General features: G+C 70.1%; 11 protein-coding genes. All 11 read left to right on the top strand.

The genetic code is table 11. From position 1 onward, the window contains the following. Positions 1 to 248 precede the first annotated feature (248 nt). Positions 249 to 2,969, top strand: coding sequence for an aconitate hydratase AcnA (acnA, locus tag G3I42_RS09915; protein WP_164284378.1), 2,721 nt, complete (start codon positions 249 to 251; stop codon positions 2,967 to 2,969). Positions 2,970 to 3,740: 771 nt separating this feature from the next. Further along, complete coding sequence (gene ngcE, locus G3I42_RS09910; RefSeq protein ID WP_164284376.1) at positions 3,741 to 5,186, top strand: N-acetylglucosamine/diacetylchitobiose ABC transporter substrate-binding protein; 1,446 nt, start codon at positions 3,741 to 3,743, stop codon at positions 5,184 to 5,186. Beyond that, a complete protein-coding gene (locus G3I42_RS09905; protein ID WP_239096363.1) occupies positions 5,186 to 6,262 on the top strand; it encodes a sugar ABC transporter permease in 1,077 nt (358 codons plus the stop codon). Before ngcE ends, G3I42_RS09905 begins: the two co-directional genes overlap by 1 nt. Beyond that, positions 6,262 to 7,317: a carbohydrate ABC transporter permease gene (locus tag G3I42_RS09900; protein WP_164284374.1), complete on the top strand. Its 1,056-nt coding sequence runs from the start codon at positions 6,262 to 6,264 to the stop codon at positions 7,315 to 7,317. Before G3I42_RS09905 ends, G3I42_RS09900 begins: the two co-directional genes overlap by 1 nt. Before the next feature lie 342 nt (positions 7,318 to 7,659). Then, complete coding sequence (locus tag G3I42_RS09895) at positions 7,660 to 8,859, top strand: ROK family transcriptional regulator (RefSeq protein WP_164284372.1); 1,200 nt, start codon at positions 7,660 to 7,662, stop codon at positions 8,857 to 8,859. Between the two features lie 119 nt (positions 8,860 to 8,978). Continuing rightward, positions 8,979 to 10,109, top strand: coding sequence for a sugar ABC transporter substrate-binding protein (locus G3I42_RS09890; protein WP_164284370.1), 1,131 nt, complete (start codon positions 8,979 to 8,981; stop codon positions 10,107 to 10,109). Between the two features lie 219 nt (positions 10,110 to 10,328). Further along, the gene (locus G3I42_RS09885) at positions 10,329 to 11,117 is read left to right on the top strand and encodes an ATP-binding cassette domain-containing protein (protein ID WP_164284380.1); all 789 of its coding nucleotides are present in this window, start codon (positions 10,329 to 10,331) and stop codon (positions 11,115 to 11,117) included. Beyond that, positions 11,114 to 12,415, top strand: coding sequence for a sugar ABC transporter permease (locus tag G3I42_RS09880; protein ID WP_164284368.1), 1,302 nt, complete (start codon positions 11,114 to 11,116; stop codon positions 12,413 to 12,415). Before G3I42_RS09885 ends, G3I42_RS09880 begins: the two co-directional genes overlap by 4 nt. Positions 12,416 to 12,699: 284 nt before the next feature. Then, positions 12,700 to 14,631: a 1-deoxy-D-xylulose-5-phosphate synthase gene (dxs, locus tag G3I42_RS09875; protein ID WP_164284366.1), complete on the top strand. Its 1,932-nt coding sequence runs from the start codon at positions 12,700 to 12,702 to the stop codon at positions 14,629 to 14,631. Between the two features lie 192 nt (positions 14,632 to 14,823). Further along, positions 14,824 to 16,317 (top strand): amino acid permease, encoded by a 1,494-nt coding sequence (locus G3I42_RS09870; protein WP_164284364.1) that lies wholly within the window; start codon positions 14,824 to 14,826, stop codon positions 16,315 to 16,317. A gap of 33 nt (positions 16,318 to 16,350) precedes the next feature. Continuing rightward, positions 16,351 to 17,853, top strand: a complete 1,503-nt coding sequence (locus G3I42_RS09865) for a glycosyltransferase family 39 protein (protein ID WP_164284362.1) — start codon at positions 16,351 to 16,353, stop codon at positions 17,851 to 17,853. Positions 17,854 to 17,927: the final 74 nt, after the last annotated feature.

Here is a 17,927-nt window from a genome sequence, read left to right as displayed (position 1 = left end):
CCCACCCGCCGCCGCCCGCCCCGGACCGCCCCGCGCCGTCCGCTTCCCGGGCGGGGCGGGGCGGCCCGGGGCATGACCGGGCGGGCCGCGTGTACTAGAGTTATCTCGACATCGAGATATCTGCCGAGGCGCACCGCGACCGCCGCCCCGGGTAAGGGTTACCTAACTAAGTCTTACCTTAGCTGACGGGACCGGCGGCATGGCGGCAGCATTGTGGTGGTACGCGCACAGAAATGAAGGAGACTGTCGTGTCGGCGAACAGCTTCGACGCCCGCAGCACGCTGCGCGTGGGTGACGAGTCGTACGAGATCTTCAGGCTGGACAAGGTCGAGGGCTCTGCTCGCCTTCCCTACAGCCTCAAGGTGCTGCTGGAGAACCTGCTCCGCACGGAGGACGGCGCGAACATCACCGCCGACCACATCCGGTCGATCGGCAACTGGGACTCCCAGGCCCAGCCGAGCCAGGAGATCCAGTTCACCCCCGCCCGTGTGATCATGCAGGACTTCACCGGCGTTCCCTGCGTCGTGGACCTCGCCACGATGCGCGAGGCCGTGAAGGAGCTGGGCGGCGACGCCTCCAAGATCAACCCGCTCGCCCCCGCCGAGCTGGTCATCGACCACTCGGTCATCGCGGACAAGTTCGGCACCAACGACGCGTTCAAGGAGAACGTGGAGCTGGAGTACGGCCGCAACCGCGAGCGCTACCAGTTCCTGCGCTGGGGCCAGACCGCCTTCGACGAGTTCAAGGTCGTCCCGCCGGGCACCGGCATCGTCCACCAGGTCAACATCGAGCACCTGGCCCGTACGGTCATGGTCCGTAACGGCCAGGCGTACCCCGACACCCTCGTCGGCACCGACTCGCACACCACGATGGTCAACGGCCTCGGTGTGCTCGGCTGGGGCGTCGGCGGCATCGAGGCCGAGGCCGCGATGCTCGGCCAGCCGGTCTCGATGCTCATCCCGCGCGTCGTCGGCTTCAAGCTCACCGGTGAGCTGAAGGCCGGTACGACCGCGACCGACCTCGTGCTCACCATCACCGAGATGCTCCGCAAGCACGGTGTGGTCGGCAAGTTCGTCGAGTTCTACGGCGAGGGCGTCGCCGCCACCTCGCTCGCCAACCGCGCCACCATCGGCAACATGTCGCCGGAGTTCGGCTCCACCGCCGCGATCTTCCCGATCGACGACGAGACCCTGAACTACCTGCGCCTGACCGGCCGCAGCAAGCAGCAGGTTGACCTGGTCGAGGCGTACGCCAAGGAGCAGGGACTGTGGCTCGACCCGGCCGCCGAGCCGGACTTCTCCGAGAAGCTGGAGCTGGACCTCTCCACGGTCGTCCCCTCCATCGCGGGCCCGAAGCGCCCCCAGGACCGCATCATCCTGGCCGAGGCCGCCCAGCAGTTCGCCTCCGACGTGCGCAACTACGTCTCGGACACGAGCGTGGACGAGGCGGGCCAGGAGTCCTTCCCGGCCTCCGACTCCCCGGCCGTCTCCAACGGCGTGCCGAGCAACCCGGCGACCGTGACGGCCCCCGACGGCACGACGTACGAGCTGGACCACGGCGCCGTCACCGTCGCCGCGATCACCTCCTGCACCAACACCTCGAACCCGTACGTCATGGTCGCCGCGGCGCTCGTGGCGAAGAAGGCGGTCGAGAAGGGCCTGACCCGCAAGCCGTGGGTCAAGACCACCCTCGCCCCGGGCTCGAAGGTCGTCACCGACTACTTCGACAAGGCGGGCCTGACCCCGTACCTCGACAAGGTCGGCTTCAACCTGGTCGGTTACGGCTGCACGACCTGCATCGGCAACTCGGGCCCGCTGCCCGACGAGGTCTCCCAGGCCGTCAACGACAACGACCTCGCCGTCACCTCGGTGCTCTCCGGCAACCGCAACTTCGAGGGCCGGATCAACCCCGACGTCAAGATGAACTACCTGGCGTCCCCGCCGCTCGTCGTCGCCTACGCGCTCGCCGGGTCGATGAAGATCGACATCACCAAGGACGCGCTGGGCACCGACCAGAACGGCAAGCCGGTCTTCCTCGCGGACGTCTGGCCGAGCGAGGCCGAGGTCAACGAGGTCGTCGCGAGCGCCATCGGCGAGGACATGTTCGAGAAGTCCTACGAGGACGTCTTCGCGGGCGACGCGCAGTGGCAGGCCCTCCCGGTTCCCACTGGCAACACCTTCGAGTGGGACGCCGAGTCCACCTACGTGCGCAAGCCCCCGTACTTCGAGGGCATGGAGATGGAGCCGGCGCCGGTCGAGGACATCGCCGGTGCGCGGGTGCTCGCCAAGCTCGGCGACTCGGTCACCACCGACCACATCTCCCCGGCCGGTGCCATCAAGGCCGACACCCCGGCGGGCAAGTACCTCACGGAGCACGGCGTCGAGCGCCGCGACTTCAACTCCTACGGCTCGCGCCGCGGCAACCACGAGGTCATGATCCGCGGCACCTTCGCCAACATCCGCCTGCGCAACCAGATCGCGCCGGGCACCGAGGGCGGCTTCACGCGTGACTTCACGCAGGACGGCGGCCCCGTCGGCTTCATCTACGACGCCTCGCGCAACTACATCGAGCAGGGCATCCCGCTCGTCGTCCTGGCGGGCAAGGAGTACGGCTCCGGCTCCTCGCGCGACTGGGCGGCCAAGGGCACCGCGCTCCTCGGCGTCAAGGCCGTCATCGCCGAGTCCTACGAGCGCATCCACCGCTCGAACCTCATCGGCATGGGCGTCCTGCCCCTCCAGTTCCCCGAGGGCGAGACCGCCGCGTCCCTCGGCCTCACCGGCGAGGAGACCTTCTCCTTCTCCGGCGTGACCGAGCTGAACAACGGCACGACCCCCCGCACGGTCAAGGTCACCACCGACACCGGCGTGGAGTTCGACGCGGTCGTCCGCATCGACACCCCCGGCGAGGCGGACTACTACCGCAACGGCGGCATCATGCAGTACGTGCTCCGCTCGCTGATCCGCAAGTGACGCGAAGCCGCCCCTGAGGGCGGCGGCACGGAGCGAAGGGCCCCTTCCCGGCGACGGGAGGGGGCCCTTTCCGTCCGGGGCCACCCACCGTCGGCTGAGCCGAAGGGAGCGCGACGGTGTCGAGACGCCCGTCGCGCGCAGGTCGCGAGGAACGAGTGACCGAGCACGTCGGGTGGCTCGACACCGGCTCGGGCGCTCCCGGAGGCGAAGCCGGCGCAAAAGACACAGCGCGAAGGGCCTCTTCCCGGTGACGGGAGGGGCCCTTTCGCGTGTCGTGATACGGCGTGCTTTGTTCGGTGGTCCCGGGTGGCGCTCCCGTCCCTCCGGAAAGCGGTGCGCTCCATTCCGGATACGTCCCGGCCAACTGCCGCGCCCCCTCCCGCACTTCGTTGAGCGGGGGAACAATCGTCGCCGCGCGTCTCCCCAAAAACCCCTCTGTACTGGGAAGTTGCCGACACGTCCGGCTGTCTGGCGTTTCCCGCATGTCTCAACTAGGGAAAGTTACAAGGTCAATGAGGCATTCGATCTTGCCCCCCGTACCGCAAGTGGACTATACCTGTCGGCGACCGCCCGGGCCGGGAAGCCGGACCCGCGCGGAACCGGGGGAGAAGGGCACGGAGAGCCGGGCGGCACCGCCCGCTCGCCGCCGGTCCGCACCCAACCGGCCCGCAGCACCCCGCAGTTCCAGCACGACCCCAGTCACACTTCACCGCGGTGCCGGGGAAGGTCCGGTTCACCGCCTGAGTCCTGGATGAAAGCGAGGACTTGAGCATGGGATCTTCCCGAGCGAACGGCCACGGTCTCGGCCGGCGCGACCTCATCAAGCGTTCCGCCGCGATCGGCCTTGTCACCGTGCCCACGATGAGCTTCCTGGCCTCCTGCGCCAGCAGCGACAGCGGCTCCGACGACAAGCCCGAGAAGAAGGGCACCAAGAGCAAGAAGAACCCGCTCGGCGTCAACGAGAGCGCCCCGCTCGACTTCGTCCTCTTCGACGGCGGCTTCGGCAGCGAGTACGGCAAGGACGCCGTCGCGATCTACGAGAAGAACTTCCCCAAGGCGCAGGTGAAGTTCACCCCGACCCAGAAGATCCAGTCCACGCTCCAGCCCCGTTTCAACGGCGGCACCCCGCCGGACCTCATCGACAACTCCGGCGCCGAGCAGATGGACATGGGCGTCCTCGTCGGCAAGAAGCAGCTCGCCGACCTCACCCCGCTCCTCGACGCCCCCTCCTACGACGACCCCGCCAAGAAGGTGCGCGACACCCTGCGCCCGGGCATCGTGGAGATGGGCCAGTACGAGGGCGAGGCGTGTTACGTCTTCAACTACGCCTACACCGTCTACGGCGTCTGGTACTCGCAGACCAACCTCGACAAGCTCGGCGTGGAGTACCCGGAGACCTGGGACGACATGCTCGAGGTCTGCGCCAAGGCGAAGAAGAAGGGCATCGCCGGCTGGACGTACGCCGGCAAGTACCCGTACTACATCCCCTTCTCGCTCTTCCCGTTCATCGGCAAGATCGGCGGCCGCAAGGTACTCGACGCGATCGACAACCTGGAGCCGAACGCCTGGAAGGACCCGGCCGTCAAGGCCGGCTTCGAGGCGTACTACGAGCTGTACAAGAAGGGGTACGTCCTCAAGGGCACTCCCGGTCTCGACCACATCCAGTCGCAGACCGAGTGGACCCAGGGCCACGCGCTCTTCATCCCCAACGGCTCCTGGGTCGAGAACGAGGCGGCGAAGACCACGCCGAAGGACTTCCAGATGAAGGTCGCGGCGCCCTCCAGCCTCGACAGCTCGGACGCGCTGCCCTTCGGCACGCTGTGGGCCTCCGGCGGTGAGCCCTTCATCGTCCCGAAGAACGCCAAGAACCCCGACGGCGGCATGGAGCAGCTGCGCATCATGCTCTCCGAGGCCAGCTCGAAGAACTTCACGCAGAAGGTGAAGTCCCTCTCGGCCCTCAACGGCGGCACGGACGGGCTCGAACTCTCCACCGCCCTCCAGTCCGGCATCGACGCGCTCGACAAGGCCGGCGAGAACGTCCTCAACCCGCGCCTCCAGGACTGGTACGTCGACCTCAACAAGCAGAAGATCGGCGTCGGCGCGATCGGCGAGATGATGGCCGGGCGCATGACCCCGGCCGAGGCGATCAAGAAGTGCCAGGACTTCGCCGACGCCGCCGCCAAGGACGACTCGATCCCCCACTACAAGCACCGCTGATGGCGAGCGAGAACACCGGTGCCGGAGCCGGGGCGGACGCGACCGCCCCGGCCCCCGGCCGTGCCCGGCGGACGGGTCCGGTCCGCGCGGGCAAGGTGCCCACGGCACGTACGGACCGGACCGCCAGGCCGCCGAAGCGCTCCCGCTCCGCGGCCGACCGCGGCAAGTACCCCTTCATCATCGGCTTCCTGATCGTCCCGCTCGCGCTCTACGCGGTCTTCGTGATCTGGCCGTTCATCCAGGCGATCTACTACTCCTTCACGGACTGGACGGGCCTGAGTTCCGACTTCAAGATGGTCGGGTTCGACAACTACAAGAAGATGTTCGACGACGACACCTTCTGGAAGTCGGCGCAGCACAGCGTCACGTACGTCGTCCTGCTGCCCGTCGTCGTCCTCGGGATCGCCCTCTTCCTGTCGTTCATGATCAACGTGGGCGGGCGGCGCCGGAAGGGCGCGGCGGTCGCGGGCGTGCGCGGCTCGTCGTTCTACAAGATCGTCTACTTCTTCCCGCAGGTCCTCTCGATCGCGATCGTGGCCCTGCTCTTCCAGTTCGCCTACAACCCGAAGAGCGGCGCGCTCAACTCCGTGCTGCGCGGCGTCGGTCTGGACAGCGTGCAGCCGGAGTGGCTCGGGGACCCGAACCTCGCCCTGTGGTGCATCATGGCCGTCCTCGTGTGGACGCAGGTCGGCTTCTTCGTGGTGCTCTTCTCGGCCGGGATGGCCTCGATCCCCTCGGAGCTGTACGAGGCCGCGCTGCTCGACGGCGCGGGTCGCTTCACGACCTTCTTCCGCCTCACCCTGCCGCTGCTGTGGGACACCGTGCAGTCCGGCTGGGTCTACATGGGCATCCTCTCGCTGGGCGCGGAAGCCTTCGCCGTCGTCCAGATCATGTCGGTGGGCCCCGGCGGCCCGGCCGATTCCACCACTGTGCTGCCGCTGCTCGTCTACCAGAAGGCGTTCGGCCAGGGACAGGCGGGCTACGCCACGACCATCGGCGTCGCCCTGCTCGTCATCACGCTGATCTTCTCCGGCCTCGTGATGCGGCTGGGCAGGCGCGAGCGGCTGGAGTTCTGATGAAGACCACCGACACCCCATCCCCGGCGGAGCAGGGCGAGCCGGCCGACGCGGCCCCGGGGGCCTTCGTACCCGGTCAGGAAGGGCAGGAAGGCCCCGGCGGTCCGGACGGGCCCGGCGGCCCGGGCGGTCCGGGTGGCCCCGGTGGCCCCGGCGGTCCAGACGGCCCGGTGGGCAAGACCGGCGGTACGGGCACGGCGGGCACCCCCAGGCCGCGCGGCGGAGCTAGGACGGGCGGCGTGCTCAACGTCTTCTCGCACGGCTTCCTCGTGCTCTGGGCGATCCTCGTCGTCATGCCGCTCCTGTGGGCGGTCATGACCTCCTTCAAGGACGACGGGTCGATCTTCAACCACCCGTGGGCCCTGCCGGACTCGCTGCACTTCGAGAACTGGTCGCGGGCGTGGACCAACGCCCACATGAGCGACTACTTCCTCCACACGGTCGTCGTGGTGGGCTTCTCGCTCGTCGGCACGCTGCTGCTCGGCTCGATGTGCGCCTACGTCCTGGCGCGCTTCGACTTCCCCGGCAACCGCTTCATCTACTACCTGTTCGTGGGCGGGATGAGCTTCCCGGTCATCCTCGCGCTGGTGCCGCTCTTCTTCGTCATGAAGAACCTCGGGCTGCTCAACACGACGCACGGCCTGATCCTCGTCTACATCGCCTACTCGCTGCCCTTCACGGTCTTCTTCCTCACCGCCTTCTTCCGGACCCTGCCGGGCTCGGTCGCGGAGGCGGCGATGATCGACGGGGCCTCGCACACCCGCACCTTCTTCCAGATCATGCTGCCGATGGCCCGTCCCGGGCTCATCAGCGTCGGCATCTTCAACTTCCTCGGGCAGTGGAACCAGTACCTGCTGCCCACGGTGCTCAACACCGACGAGGACAAGAAGGTCCTCACCCAGGGCCTCGTGGCCCTCGCCACGAGCCAGGGGTACAAGGGCGACTACTCGGGCCTCTTCGCGGGGCTGGTGATGGCGATGCTCCCGGTGCTCGCCGCGTACATCCTCTTCCAGCGCCAGGTGCAGGAAGGGCTCACGGCGGGGGCCGTGAAGTAGCCGGACGAGCGCGGCGCGAGCGGGGGAGCCAGGTCCGCTCCCCGGGATTCACCCTTCGCGCAAGCGAACTGACACAGCATCGGCGCGGCCGGAAGACACCGCGTCTGTCGCACGCCCCGCGGGGCGGCGGCGGGCGCGGTCTTCCGCGTGTCCCGGGCCGGGCCGCGGTCGGTGACGGCCCGCTCACGCCCGTACAACGAACTCCGTCAAGGACTTGACTGCGGCAACCCCGACAGCGGAACTTGGAGTTCATAACTTGTACGTGGCCGCCGTCACTCCTTGTGACCGGTCGCGGGTGCCCCCGCGCGGGGTGCCCGGTCGAGGGCGGGAGTGGATGGGGCAATGGAGACTCCGGGGTCGCAGTCGTCGCTGCACCGGGCCAATCTGGAACGCGTCGTACGGGCGGTGCGGCTCGCCGGTTCGCTGACGCAGGCGGAGATCGCGCGGACGACCGGGCTCTCCGCGGCCACCGTCTCCAACATCGTCCGCGAGCTGCGCGAGATCGGCACCGTCGAGGTCACGCCCACGTCGGCGGGCGGGCGCCGGGCGCGCAGCGTCTCGCTCAGCGGCAACGCGGGCATCGTCATCGGCGTCGACTTCGGCCACACGCACCTGCGGGTCGCGCTCGGCAACCTCGCGCACCAGGTGCTCGCCGAGGAGTCCGAGCCGCTCGACGTGGACGCCTCCGCGGCGCAGGGCCTGGACCGGGCCGAGGAGGTCGTCGCCCGGCTCATCTCGGCGACCGGCGTGGACGAGGCGAAGATCGCGGGCGTGGGGCTCGGCGTGCCCGGCCCGATCGACGTGGAGTCCGGGACGCTCGGCTCCACCTCGATCCTGCCGGGCTGGGCGGGGACCCGCCCGGCGCTGGAGCTGAGCGGGCGGCTCGGGGTGCCCGTGCACGTCGACAACGACGCCAACCTCGGCGCGCTCGGCGAGCTGGTGTGGGGGGCGGGGCGCGGGGTGCGCGACCTCGCGTACATCAAGGTCGCGAGCGGTGTCGGGGCCGGGCTCGTCATCGACGGGCGCATCTACCGGGGCCCGGGCGGCACGGCGGGCGAGATCGGGCACATCACGCTCGACGAGGCGGGCCCGGTGTGCCGCTGCGGCAACCGCGGCTGCCTGGAGACCTTCACGGCCGCGCGCTACGTCCTGCCGCTGCTGCACTCCAGCCACGGCGCCGATCTCACGCTGGAGCGCATGGTGCGCCTGGCCCGCGAGGGCGATCCCGGGTGCCGGCGGGTCGTGGGCGACGTGGGGCGGCACATCGGCAGCGGGGTCGCGAACCTCTGCAATCTGCTCAACCCCAGCCGCGTCGTGCTCGGCGGGGACCTCGCCGAGGCGGGGGAGCTGATCCTGGGGCCCATCCGCGAGTCGGTGGGGCGGTACGCGATCCCGAGCGCCGCCCGGCAGCTCTCCGTCCTCCCGGGGGCCCTCGGGGGCCGGGCGGAGGTGCTGGGGGCGCTGGCCCTCGCGCTGAGTGAAATGGGGGATTCGACCCTCTTGGAAGGGCCGGTTCCGGCCGGGCGTCCTGCCTTCACTTAGCAAACGCATGACACCGTTGCCATCTCGTTAAGTATTAACTCCTTGACGCCGCTCTCGCGGCCGAGTTGACTTCCAGCCACCTCGGCCGCAGCGACGCGGCCTCGTCAGGGAGGTTTCGAATGAACACGCGCATGCGTCGTGCTGCCTTTGCCTTTGCCGCCACAGGACTGGCTGTCTCGCTGGCCGCTTGCGGGTCCGCCAAGGAGAGCGACGACGGCAAGAAGGACGACTCCAAGTCGTCCTCGTCGAGCAAGTCCAAGGGCGACGCGCTGAAGATAGGTCTGCTCCTCCCGGAGAACCAGACCGCTCGGTACGAGAAGTTCGACAAGCCGCTGATCACCGCCAAGGTCAAGGAACTGACCAACGGCAAGGGCACGGTCATCTACAACAACGCCAAGCAGGACGCGAGCCTCCAGGCGCAGCAGGTCGACACGATGATCACCAACAAGGTGGACGTCCTGATCGTCGACGCCGTGGACGCCAAGGCCATCCGCTCCTCGGTGGAGAAGGCCGTGGGCGACGGCATCAAGGTGGTCGCGTACGACCGCCTGGCCGAGGGCCCCATCTCCGCGTACACCTCCTTCGACAACCAGTCGGTCGGCAAGGCGCAGGGCGAGGCCCTGCTCAAGGCCCTCGGCGGCGACGCGAAGAAGGGCAAGATCGTCATGATGAACGGGTCGGCCACCGACCCGAACGCGGCCGACTACAAGAAGGGCGCGCACTCCGTCCTCGACGGCAAGGTCAACGTCGGCAAGGAGTACGACACCAAGGAGTGGAAGCCGGAGAACGCCAACTCCAACATGGAGGGCGCCATCTCGGCTCTCGGCAAGAAGAACATCGTCGGCGTCTACTCCGCCAACGACGGCATGGCCGGCGGTATCATCACCGCCCTCAAGGCCGCCGGCATCAAGCCGCTCCCCCCGGTGACCGGTCAGGACGCCGAGCTGGCCGCCGTGCAGCGCATCCTCACCGGTGAGCAGTACATGAGCGTGTACAAGTCCTACCCGACCGAGGCCAACACGGTCGCCGAGCTGGCCGTCGCGGTCGGCAAGGGCGAGGACCTCGGCTCGCTGACCCCGGACAAGGTCGACAGCGGCTCCAAGAAGGCGATCCCGAGCAAGATCATCCCCGTTGTCTCGCTGACCACGGACAACATCCAGGACACCGTCCTGAAGGAGAAGTTCTACAAGCTCTCCGAGATCTGCACCGCCAACTACAAGGACGCCTGCGACAAGGCCGGCCTGAAGTAAGCGCGGCCGGGACGGCGCTCACAAGGTCCCCGGACCGTGAGCGCCCTCGTCCCGCTCCCACCCAGACCTGTCCGGCGCCCCGCCCCCTCAACAGTCCCGCTAACGGGACGGGGCGCCGGACGGACCACCGGGGTGGGAACTCCCCCCAATCTGCTCGACCCACCGCGTCCGGTCACCCCCACCGGACGCGGCATCCCCGCCGGTCAGGCGGCGAAGGAGATGGTTCACGTGTCCGCTGCGCCCGTGTTGGCGTTGCGCGGGGTCTCCAAGCGGTTCGGTGCCGTTCAGGCGCTCACCGACGTAGAGCTTGAAGTCCACGCTGGTGAGGTGCTCGCCCTGGTGGGCGACAACGGCGCCGGTAAGTCCACTCTGGTCAAGACGATCGCGGGTGCCCACTCCATCGATGACGGTGTCATCGAGTGGGAGGGCCGCCCGGTCTCGATCAACCGCCCCCACGACGCCCAGGAGCTGGGCATCGCCACCGTGTACCAGGACCTGTCGCTCTGCGACAACCTGGACGTGGTCGGCAACCTCTTCCTCGGCCGCGAGGTGCGCCGCTGGGGCGTGCTCGACGAGGTCGAGATGGAGCGCCGCGCCCGCGAGCTGCTCACCACGCTCTCCATCCGCATCCCGAGCGTCCGCATCCCGGTCGCCTCGCTCTCGGGTGGTCAGCGCCAGACCGTCGCCATCGCCCGCTCGATGCTCGGTGAGCCCAAGCTCGTCATCCTCGACGAGCCGACCGCCGCTCTCGGTGTCGAGCAGACCGCCCAGGTCCTCGACCTCGTGGAGCGCCTGCGCGAGCAGGGCCTCGCGGTCGTGCTCATCAGCCACAACATGGCCGACGTGAAGTCCGTCGCGGACAACGTCGCCGTACTGCGGCTCGGTCGCAACAACGGTGTCTTCCCCGTGAAGACGACCTCCCAGGAAGACATCATCTCCGCCATCACCGGTGCCACGGAGAACGCCGTGACCCGCCGCGCGGCCCGCAGTGTGGGAGTGCAGAAGTGAGCGCCCAGAACGTGAAGAAGGACAACCCGGGGGCGGTGCAGGACAGCACCAGCAACCCGGAGAGCGCCGCGGGCTCCGTCGCCGCGGTCGACCCCCGCCTCCTCGTGCGCGAGCAGGGTTTCGCGGGCTACTGGACCGAGTTCAAGCGCAAGATACGCGGCGGCGAGCTCGGCACCATGCCCGTCATCGCCGGTCTCGTCGTCATCTGGATCATCTTCCAGAGCCTGAACTCGGGCTTCCTCACCGCCGGCAACCTCACCGCCATGAGCATCACCATGGTCGGTACGGGGCTCATCGCGGTGGGTATCGTCTTCGTCCTGCTGCTCGGTGAGATCGACCTCTCCGTCGGCTCGGTCAGCGGTGTCGCGGGCGCCTTCTCGGCGGTCCTCTCCGTCAACCACGGGATGAACGACTGGCTGGCGATCCTCGTCGCCATCGTCACCTGCCTCGTCATCGGCGCCATCCACGGCTTCTTCTTCGCCCGCCTCGGCGCCCCCGCCTTCGCCGTCACCCTCGCCGGACTGCTGTTCTGGCAGGGCTTCATGCTCCAGATCCTCGGCGACAACGGGACGATCAACCTCAACCCCGACGGCGGGATCGTCAAGCTCACCACGTACTACTTCAGCGACGTCGCCGTGGGCTACGGCCTCGCGCTCGTCACCGTGGTGCTCTTCTTCCTGAGCTCGTTCGCCGACTCCCGCCGCCGCAAGGCGGCCGACGTCCCCTCGCGTCCGCTCAGCGAGATCATCCTGCGGACCGTGCTGCTCGCCGTCCTGGCCTTCGCCGTGGCGATCATGCTCAACCAGTACAAGGGCACCCCGCTCGCGCTGATCGTCTTCCTCGCCCTCGTCGTCCTCACGGACTTCGTGCTGCGCCGCACCTCCTACGGCCGCAAGGTCTTCGCCCTCGGTGGCAGCGTCGAGGCCTCGCGGCGCGCGGGCATCAACGTGACCATGATCCGCGTCTCGGTCTTCGGCATCGCGGGCGCCTTCGCGGGCGCCGGCGGCCTCTTCCTGGCCTCGAAGATCGCCACCGCCAACCAGGGCGCCGGTACCGGTGACCTGCTGATGAACTCCATCGCGGCGGCCGTGATCGGCGGCGTCAGCCTCTTCGGTGGCCGCGGCCGCACCTGGCACGCGCTGCTCGGTGTCCTCGTGATCAGCTCGATCCAGAACGGGCTCGCCCTGGAGGGCGTCGCCTCGCCGGTCCAGTACATGATCACCGGCGCGGTCCTGCTGGCCACGGTCGTCATCGACTCCGTGACCCGCAAGACCCAGAAGTCCGCCGGCCGCGCCTGACGGCCGCCGGCGCCGGGCTGCCCCGTCCCCCCGTATACGTACGGGGGAGGCGGGGCACCCGCATGTGGTCGCACTCCCGCCCGCCGCGCGAAGCGCCCCGTGCGGCAAACGGCCCCCCGGCTGGCCCCCGCTCCCGGCAGGGTGGATCATGGACCGGCCCCGCCACCGCGCCCGAAGTGACACAGGTCGCCCGGAACCGGTGACGAGGGCCGGAGGCGGAACACTAGACTCGCAAGACCGCCAGACCCGGCAAGGCTCGACAGCTCTACTGCAAGGAGGCACGGGTGCCGCTGCTGACCCGCATCACGGGACCGCGCGATCTGGACCGGCTCAGCCCTGAGCAGCTCGACGAGCTGGCCGGGGAGATCAGGACCTTCCTCGTGGAGGCCGTTTCCAAGACCGGCGGCCACCTCGGCCCCAACCTCGGGGTCGTCGAACTGACGATCGCCCTGCACCGCGTCTTCGAATCGCCGCGCGACCGCGTCCTCTTCGACACCGGCCACCAGGCGTACGTGCACAAGCTCCTCACCGGTCGCCAGGACTTCTCGCGACTGCGCACGAAGGGCGGCCTCTCCGGCTACCCCTCGCGCGCCGAGTCCGAGCACGACGTCATCGAGAACAGCCACGCCTCGACGGTGCTCGGCTGGGCCGACGGCCTCGCCAAGGCCAACCAGGTGCTCGGCAAGGACGACCACGTCGTCGCCGTCATCGGCGACGGCGCGCTCACCGGGGGCATGGCCTGGGAAGCGCTCAACAACATCGCCGCGGCCAAGGACCGGCCCCTCGTCATCGTCGTCAACGACAACGAGCGCTCCTACGCGCCGACGATCGGCGGCCTCGCGAACCACCTCGCCACGCTCCGCACCACCGACGGCTACGAGCGCTTCCTCACCCGCGGCAAGGAGATGCTGGAACGCACCCCCGTCGTGGGCCGCCCGCTCTACGAGACGCTGCACGGCGCGAAGAAGGGCCTGAAGGACTTCATCGCCCCGCAGGGCATGTTCGAGGACCTCGGCCTGAAGTACGTCGGCCCCATCGACGGCCACGACATGGAGGCCCTGGAGTCCGCCCTGACGCGCGCCAAGCGCTTCGGCGGCCCCGTCATCGTGCACTGCATCACGCAGAAGGGCCGCGGCTACGAGCACGCGGAGCACGACGAGGCGGACCGCTTCCACGGCATCGGCCCGATCCACCCCGACACCGGCCTGCCGATCAAGACCGCGGCGGCGAGCTGGACCTCCGTCTTCGGCGACGAGATGGTCCGCATCGGCCGCGAGCGCGAGGACCTCGTCGCGATCACCGCCGCGATGCTCCAGCCGGTCGGCCTCAAGAAGTTCGCCGAGGCCTTCCCCGAGCGCGTCTACGACGTCGGCATCGCCGAGCAGCACGCGGCCGTCTCCGCCGCCGGGCTCGCCACCGGCGGCCTGCACCCCGTCTTCGCGGTGTACGCGACCTTCCTCAACCGCGCCTTCGACCAGGTGCTCATGGACGTCGCCCTGCACAAGTGTGGCGTGACCTTCGTCCTGGACCGCGCGGGCGTCACGGGCGACGACGGCGCCTCGCACAACGGCATGTGGGACATGTCGCTGCTCCAGATCGTCCCGACCCTGCGGATCTCCGCGCCGCGCGACGCCGAACAGCTGCGCGCCCAGCTCCGCGAGGCCGTCGCCGTGGACGACGCGCCGACCGTGGTCCGCTACTCCAAGGGCGTCGTGGGCCCCGCCGTCCCGGCCGTGGGCCGCGTCGGCGGCATGGACGTGCTGCGCGAGGCGGGCACCGAGCACCCCGATGTGCTCCTCGTCTCCGTCGGCGCGCTCGCCCCGATGTGCCTGGAGACCGCGAAGCTCCTCGACAAGCAGGGCATCTCCACGACCGTCGTCGACCCGCGCTGGGTCAAGCCGGTCGACGAGGCGCTGGCCCCACTCGCCGAGAAGCACCGCATCGTCGTCACCGTCGAGGACAACAGCCGCGTCGGCGGCGTCGGCTCCGCGATCGCGCAGGCGCTGCGGGACGCGGGCGTCGACCTCCCGCTGCGCGACTTCGGCATCCCGCCGCGCTTCCTCGACCACGCCTCGCGCAAGGAGGTGCTCGCCGAGATCGGCCTCACGGCACCCGACATCGCCCGTCAGGTCACCGGACTCGTCGCGGGCCTCCAGGGCGCGTACGAGACGGAGCGGGCCGCCGCCGACGAGCGGGTGGAGCGCACGCGCGACTGAGCGAACACCGGGGCGCGCGAGCAGCGCGCCCCGGGGGAGCGGCGCGCTGCTCCCTCCGGGTACGGGCCGCCGCCGAAACCCCTCTCAGGGGTGGAAACGGCGGCCCGTTCGTGTGAAAGACGCCGTGGGCGGGCACGCGTGGCCCATCGCCTTCGCGATCATGCGTGCACCCGAGGGTGGGAGGTCGCCCCGTTGAACAGCCGTAGCCTCTTCCGTACGAAGAACATCGAACAGTCGATCAGAGACACCGAGGACCCCGAGCACTCGCTCCGGAAATCCCTCTCGGCCCTCGACCTCACCGTCTTCGGCGTCGGGGTCGTCATCGGCACCGGGATCTTCGTGCTCACGGGGAAGGTCGCCAAGCAGAACGCGGGCCCCTCGGTCGCGATCGCCTTCGCCGTCGCCGGGGTCGTGTGCGTGCTCGCCGCGCTGTGCTACGCCGAGTTCTCCTCGACGGTCCCGGTCGCCGGCTCCGCGTACACCTTCTCCTACGCCTCGCTCGGCGAGTTCCCCGCCTGGATCATCGGCTGGGACCTCATCCTCGAACTCGCGCTCGGCTCGGCGGTGGTGGCGGTCGGCTGGTCCGGCTACATCCGCTCCCTGCTCGACACCGCCGGCTTCCACCTGCCGCAATGGCTCAGCGGCACGCACGACGGGCACTTCGGCTTCGACCTCCTCGCGGCTCTCCTCGTGCTCGTCCTGACCGGCATCCTCGTCGCGGGCACGAAGCTCTCCTCGCGCGTCACGAACGTCATCGTCGCCGTCAAGGTGACCGTCGTCCTGATCGTCGTCATCGTCGGCGCCTTCTTCGTCACGGGCGCCAACTACGACCCCTTCGTGCCCCCTTCCCAGCCCACCGAGGGCGGCGGCGGGCTCACCGCCCCGCTCATCCAGCTCATCGCCGGCTTCACCCCGTCGAACTTCGGCGCCATGGGCATCTTCACGGCCGCCGCGGTCGTCTTCTTCGCCTTCATCGGCTTCGACGTCGTCGCGACCGCCGCCGAGGAGACCCGCAACCCGCAGCGCGACGTCCCGCGCGGCATCCTCGGCTCCCTCGCCATCTGCACGGTCCTCTACATCGCCGTCTCGATCGTCGTCACCGGCATGCAGAAGTACACCGACCTCACCGTGGACGCCCCGCTCGCCGACGCCTTCAAGGCCGTCGGGCACCCCTTCTGGGCCGGGCTCATCAGCTTCGGCGCGGCGGTCGGGCTCACCTCCGTCTGCATGATCCTGCTCCTCGGCCAGACCCGCGTCTTCTTCGCCATGAGCCGCGACGGCCTGCTGCCCAAGGGCTTCTCCAAGGTGCACCCGCGCTTCGGCTCCCCCTACCGCTCCACCGCGCTGCTCGGCGGCGTCGTCGCGGTCGTCGCCGGGTTCACCTCGATCGACGAACTCGCCGAACTCGTCAACATCGGCACCCTGTTCGCCTTCGTCGTCGTGGCGCTCGGCGTCATCATCCTGCGCCGCACCCGCCCCGACCTCCACCGCTCCTTCCGCACCCCGCTCGTGCCCTGGCTGCCGATCGCCTCGGTCCTCGCCTCGCTCTGGCTCATGCTCAACCTCCCGGCCGAGACCTGGCTCCGCTTCCTCATCTGGATGGTCCTCGGCACGATCCTCTACGGGGCCTACGGGCACCGCCACAGCCGCCTCGACACTCACGGCAACCCACCCGGCAAGGGGTAAAGCAGGGCGAAGGGGGCGGATAGGTTGAGCGTCATGCTCGCCCCGCCCCCACCGCCGTCCCCGCCCCCGGCCACCGCGCCCGCCGCCGCCCTCCCGCCGCCCGCCGTCCGCGACCGCTACTGGTGGCGGCTGCTCCCCGCGCTCGCGGCCCTCGCCCTCCTCGTCCGCCTCCCCTCCTTCACCCGCCCCCTGTGGAACCCGGACGAGGGCTACCTCGCCGTCCAGGCCCGGATGCTCGCCGCCGGCGGGAGCCTCTACGACACCGTCGTGGACCGCAAGCCGCCGCTCGTCCCCTGGCTCTACCAGGCCTCCTTCGCCCTCACCGGGGACACGACCCTCCTCGGCCCCCGGCTCCTCGCGGTCCTCGCCTGGCTCCTGACGGCCGCCTTCACCGCCTCGCTCGCCCGCCGCCACGCGGGCCCCCGCGCCGGGATCGCCGCCGGTCTCCTCTGCCTCCTCCTCTCCGCGGGGCTCAGCCCGGCAGACACCCAGGCGGCGAGCTTCGAGGTCTTCATGCTCCCGGCCACGGTGGCGGCGGTGTGGTGCGCCGACCGCGCCCACTGGTGCGGCGCCGGGCTCGCGCTCGCCGCCGCCTTCCTCGCCAAGCAGACCGGGCTCGCCGTCCTGCTCCCGCTCCTGTGGTGCGTCCCGCACCGCGCCCCGGCCGGGGACCGGGCCCGCGCCCTCGGCCTCCTCCTCGGTTCGGCCGCCCTGCCGGTCCTCCTCGCGGCCCTCGCCACCGCCCCGCGCGGCTTCCTCTTCTGGACCCTCACGGGCTCGGGCGACTACCTCGCTTTCTCCGGCTCCCTCGCGACGCTCGCGGGCCGCGTCCTCGTCAACACGGCCCTCCTCGCGGCAGCGGCGGCCGGAGTGCTCCCCGCCGCCCTCGCCGCGGTACGGGCCCGGCGCACCGGACTCGGCCCCGGCACCGGCTGGTTGTGGCTCTGGCTCGCGGGCGCGGCCCTCGCGACCGCGCTGGGACTGCGCTTCTTCGGCCACTACTTCCTGCACCTCGTACCGCCGCTCGCGCTCCTCGGGGCGGGCGCCCTCGTCCAGGTGCCGCGCCGTGCCCGCCGCACCGCGCTCGCGGTCTGCGCCGCTTGCTGCGCCCTCTTCCTCGCCTGGGGCCTGCTCGCGCCCCGTACCGGCTACGAGCACTCCCGCCGCGTCGCGGCCGAGATCGCCCGCCGCACGGCGCCCGGCGACGCGGTCCTCGTCTGGGGCATGCACCCCGAGACGTACTGGCTCGCCCACCGCCCGCCCGCGAGCCGCTATCTGACCGCGGGCCTCCTCACCAACTTCGGCGGCGGGCGCACGGGGACGACGGCGGTGGGGGAGCGGTGGGCGGTACGCGGCGGGTGGTCCACGTTCCGCCGCGAGGTCGCCGCGCGTCCCCCGGCCCTCGTCGTCGACGACGCGCGCGGCGCCCCGTACCGCCTCTCGCGGACGCCGACGCTGCGCCGGTGGCTGCGCGAAGGGTACGTACCGGTGGCCCGCGTGGACGGGGCCGTCGTGTACGGAGCGGGCGAGCGGTAGGGGCGGCTGGGTGCCTGGTCCCGTTGAACGGGCGCCGGACGCGCGGGGGCTTCGCGGGGGGCGGTCAGGCGGCC

Source organism: Streptomyces sp. SID11385 (genome assembly GCF_010548245.1).
Lineage (GTDB): Bacteria > Actinomycetota > Actinomycetes > Streptomycetales > Streptomycetaceae > Streptomyces.
Note: the sequence above shows the minus strand (reverse complement) of the source record. Positions and strands in the feature narration are given on the sequence as shown.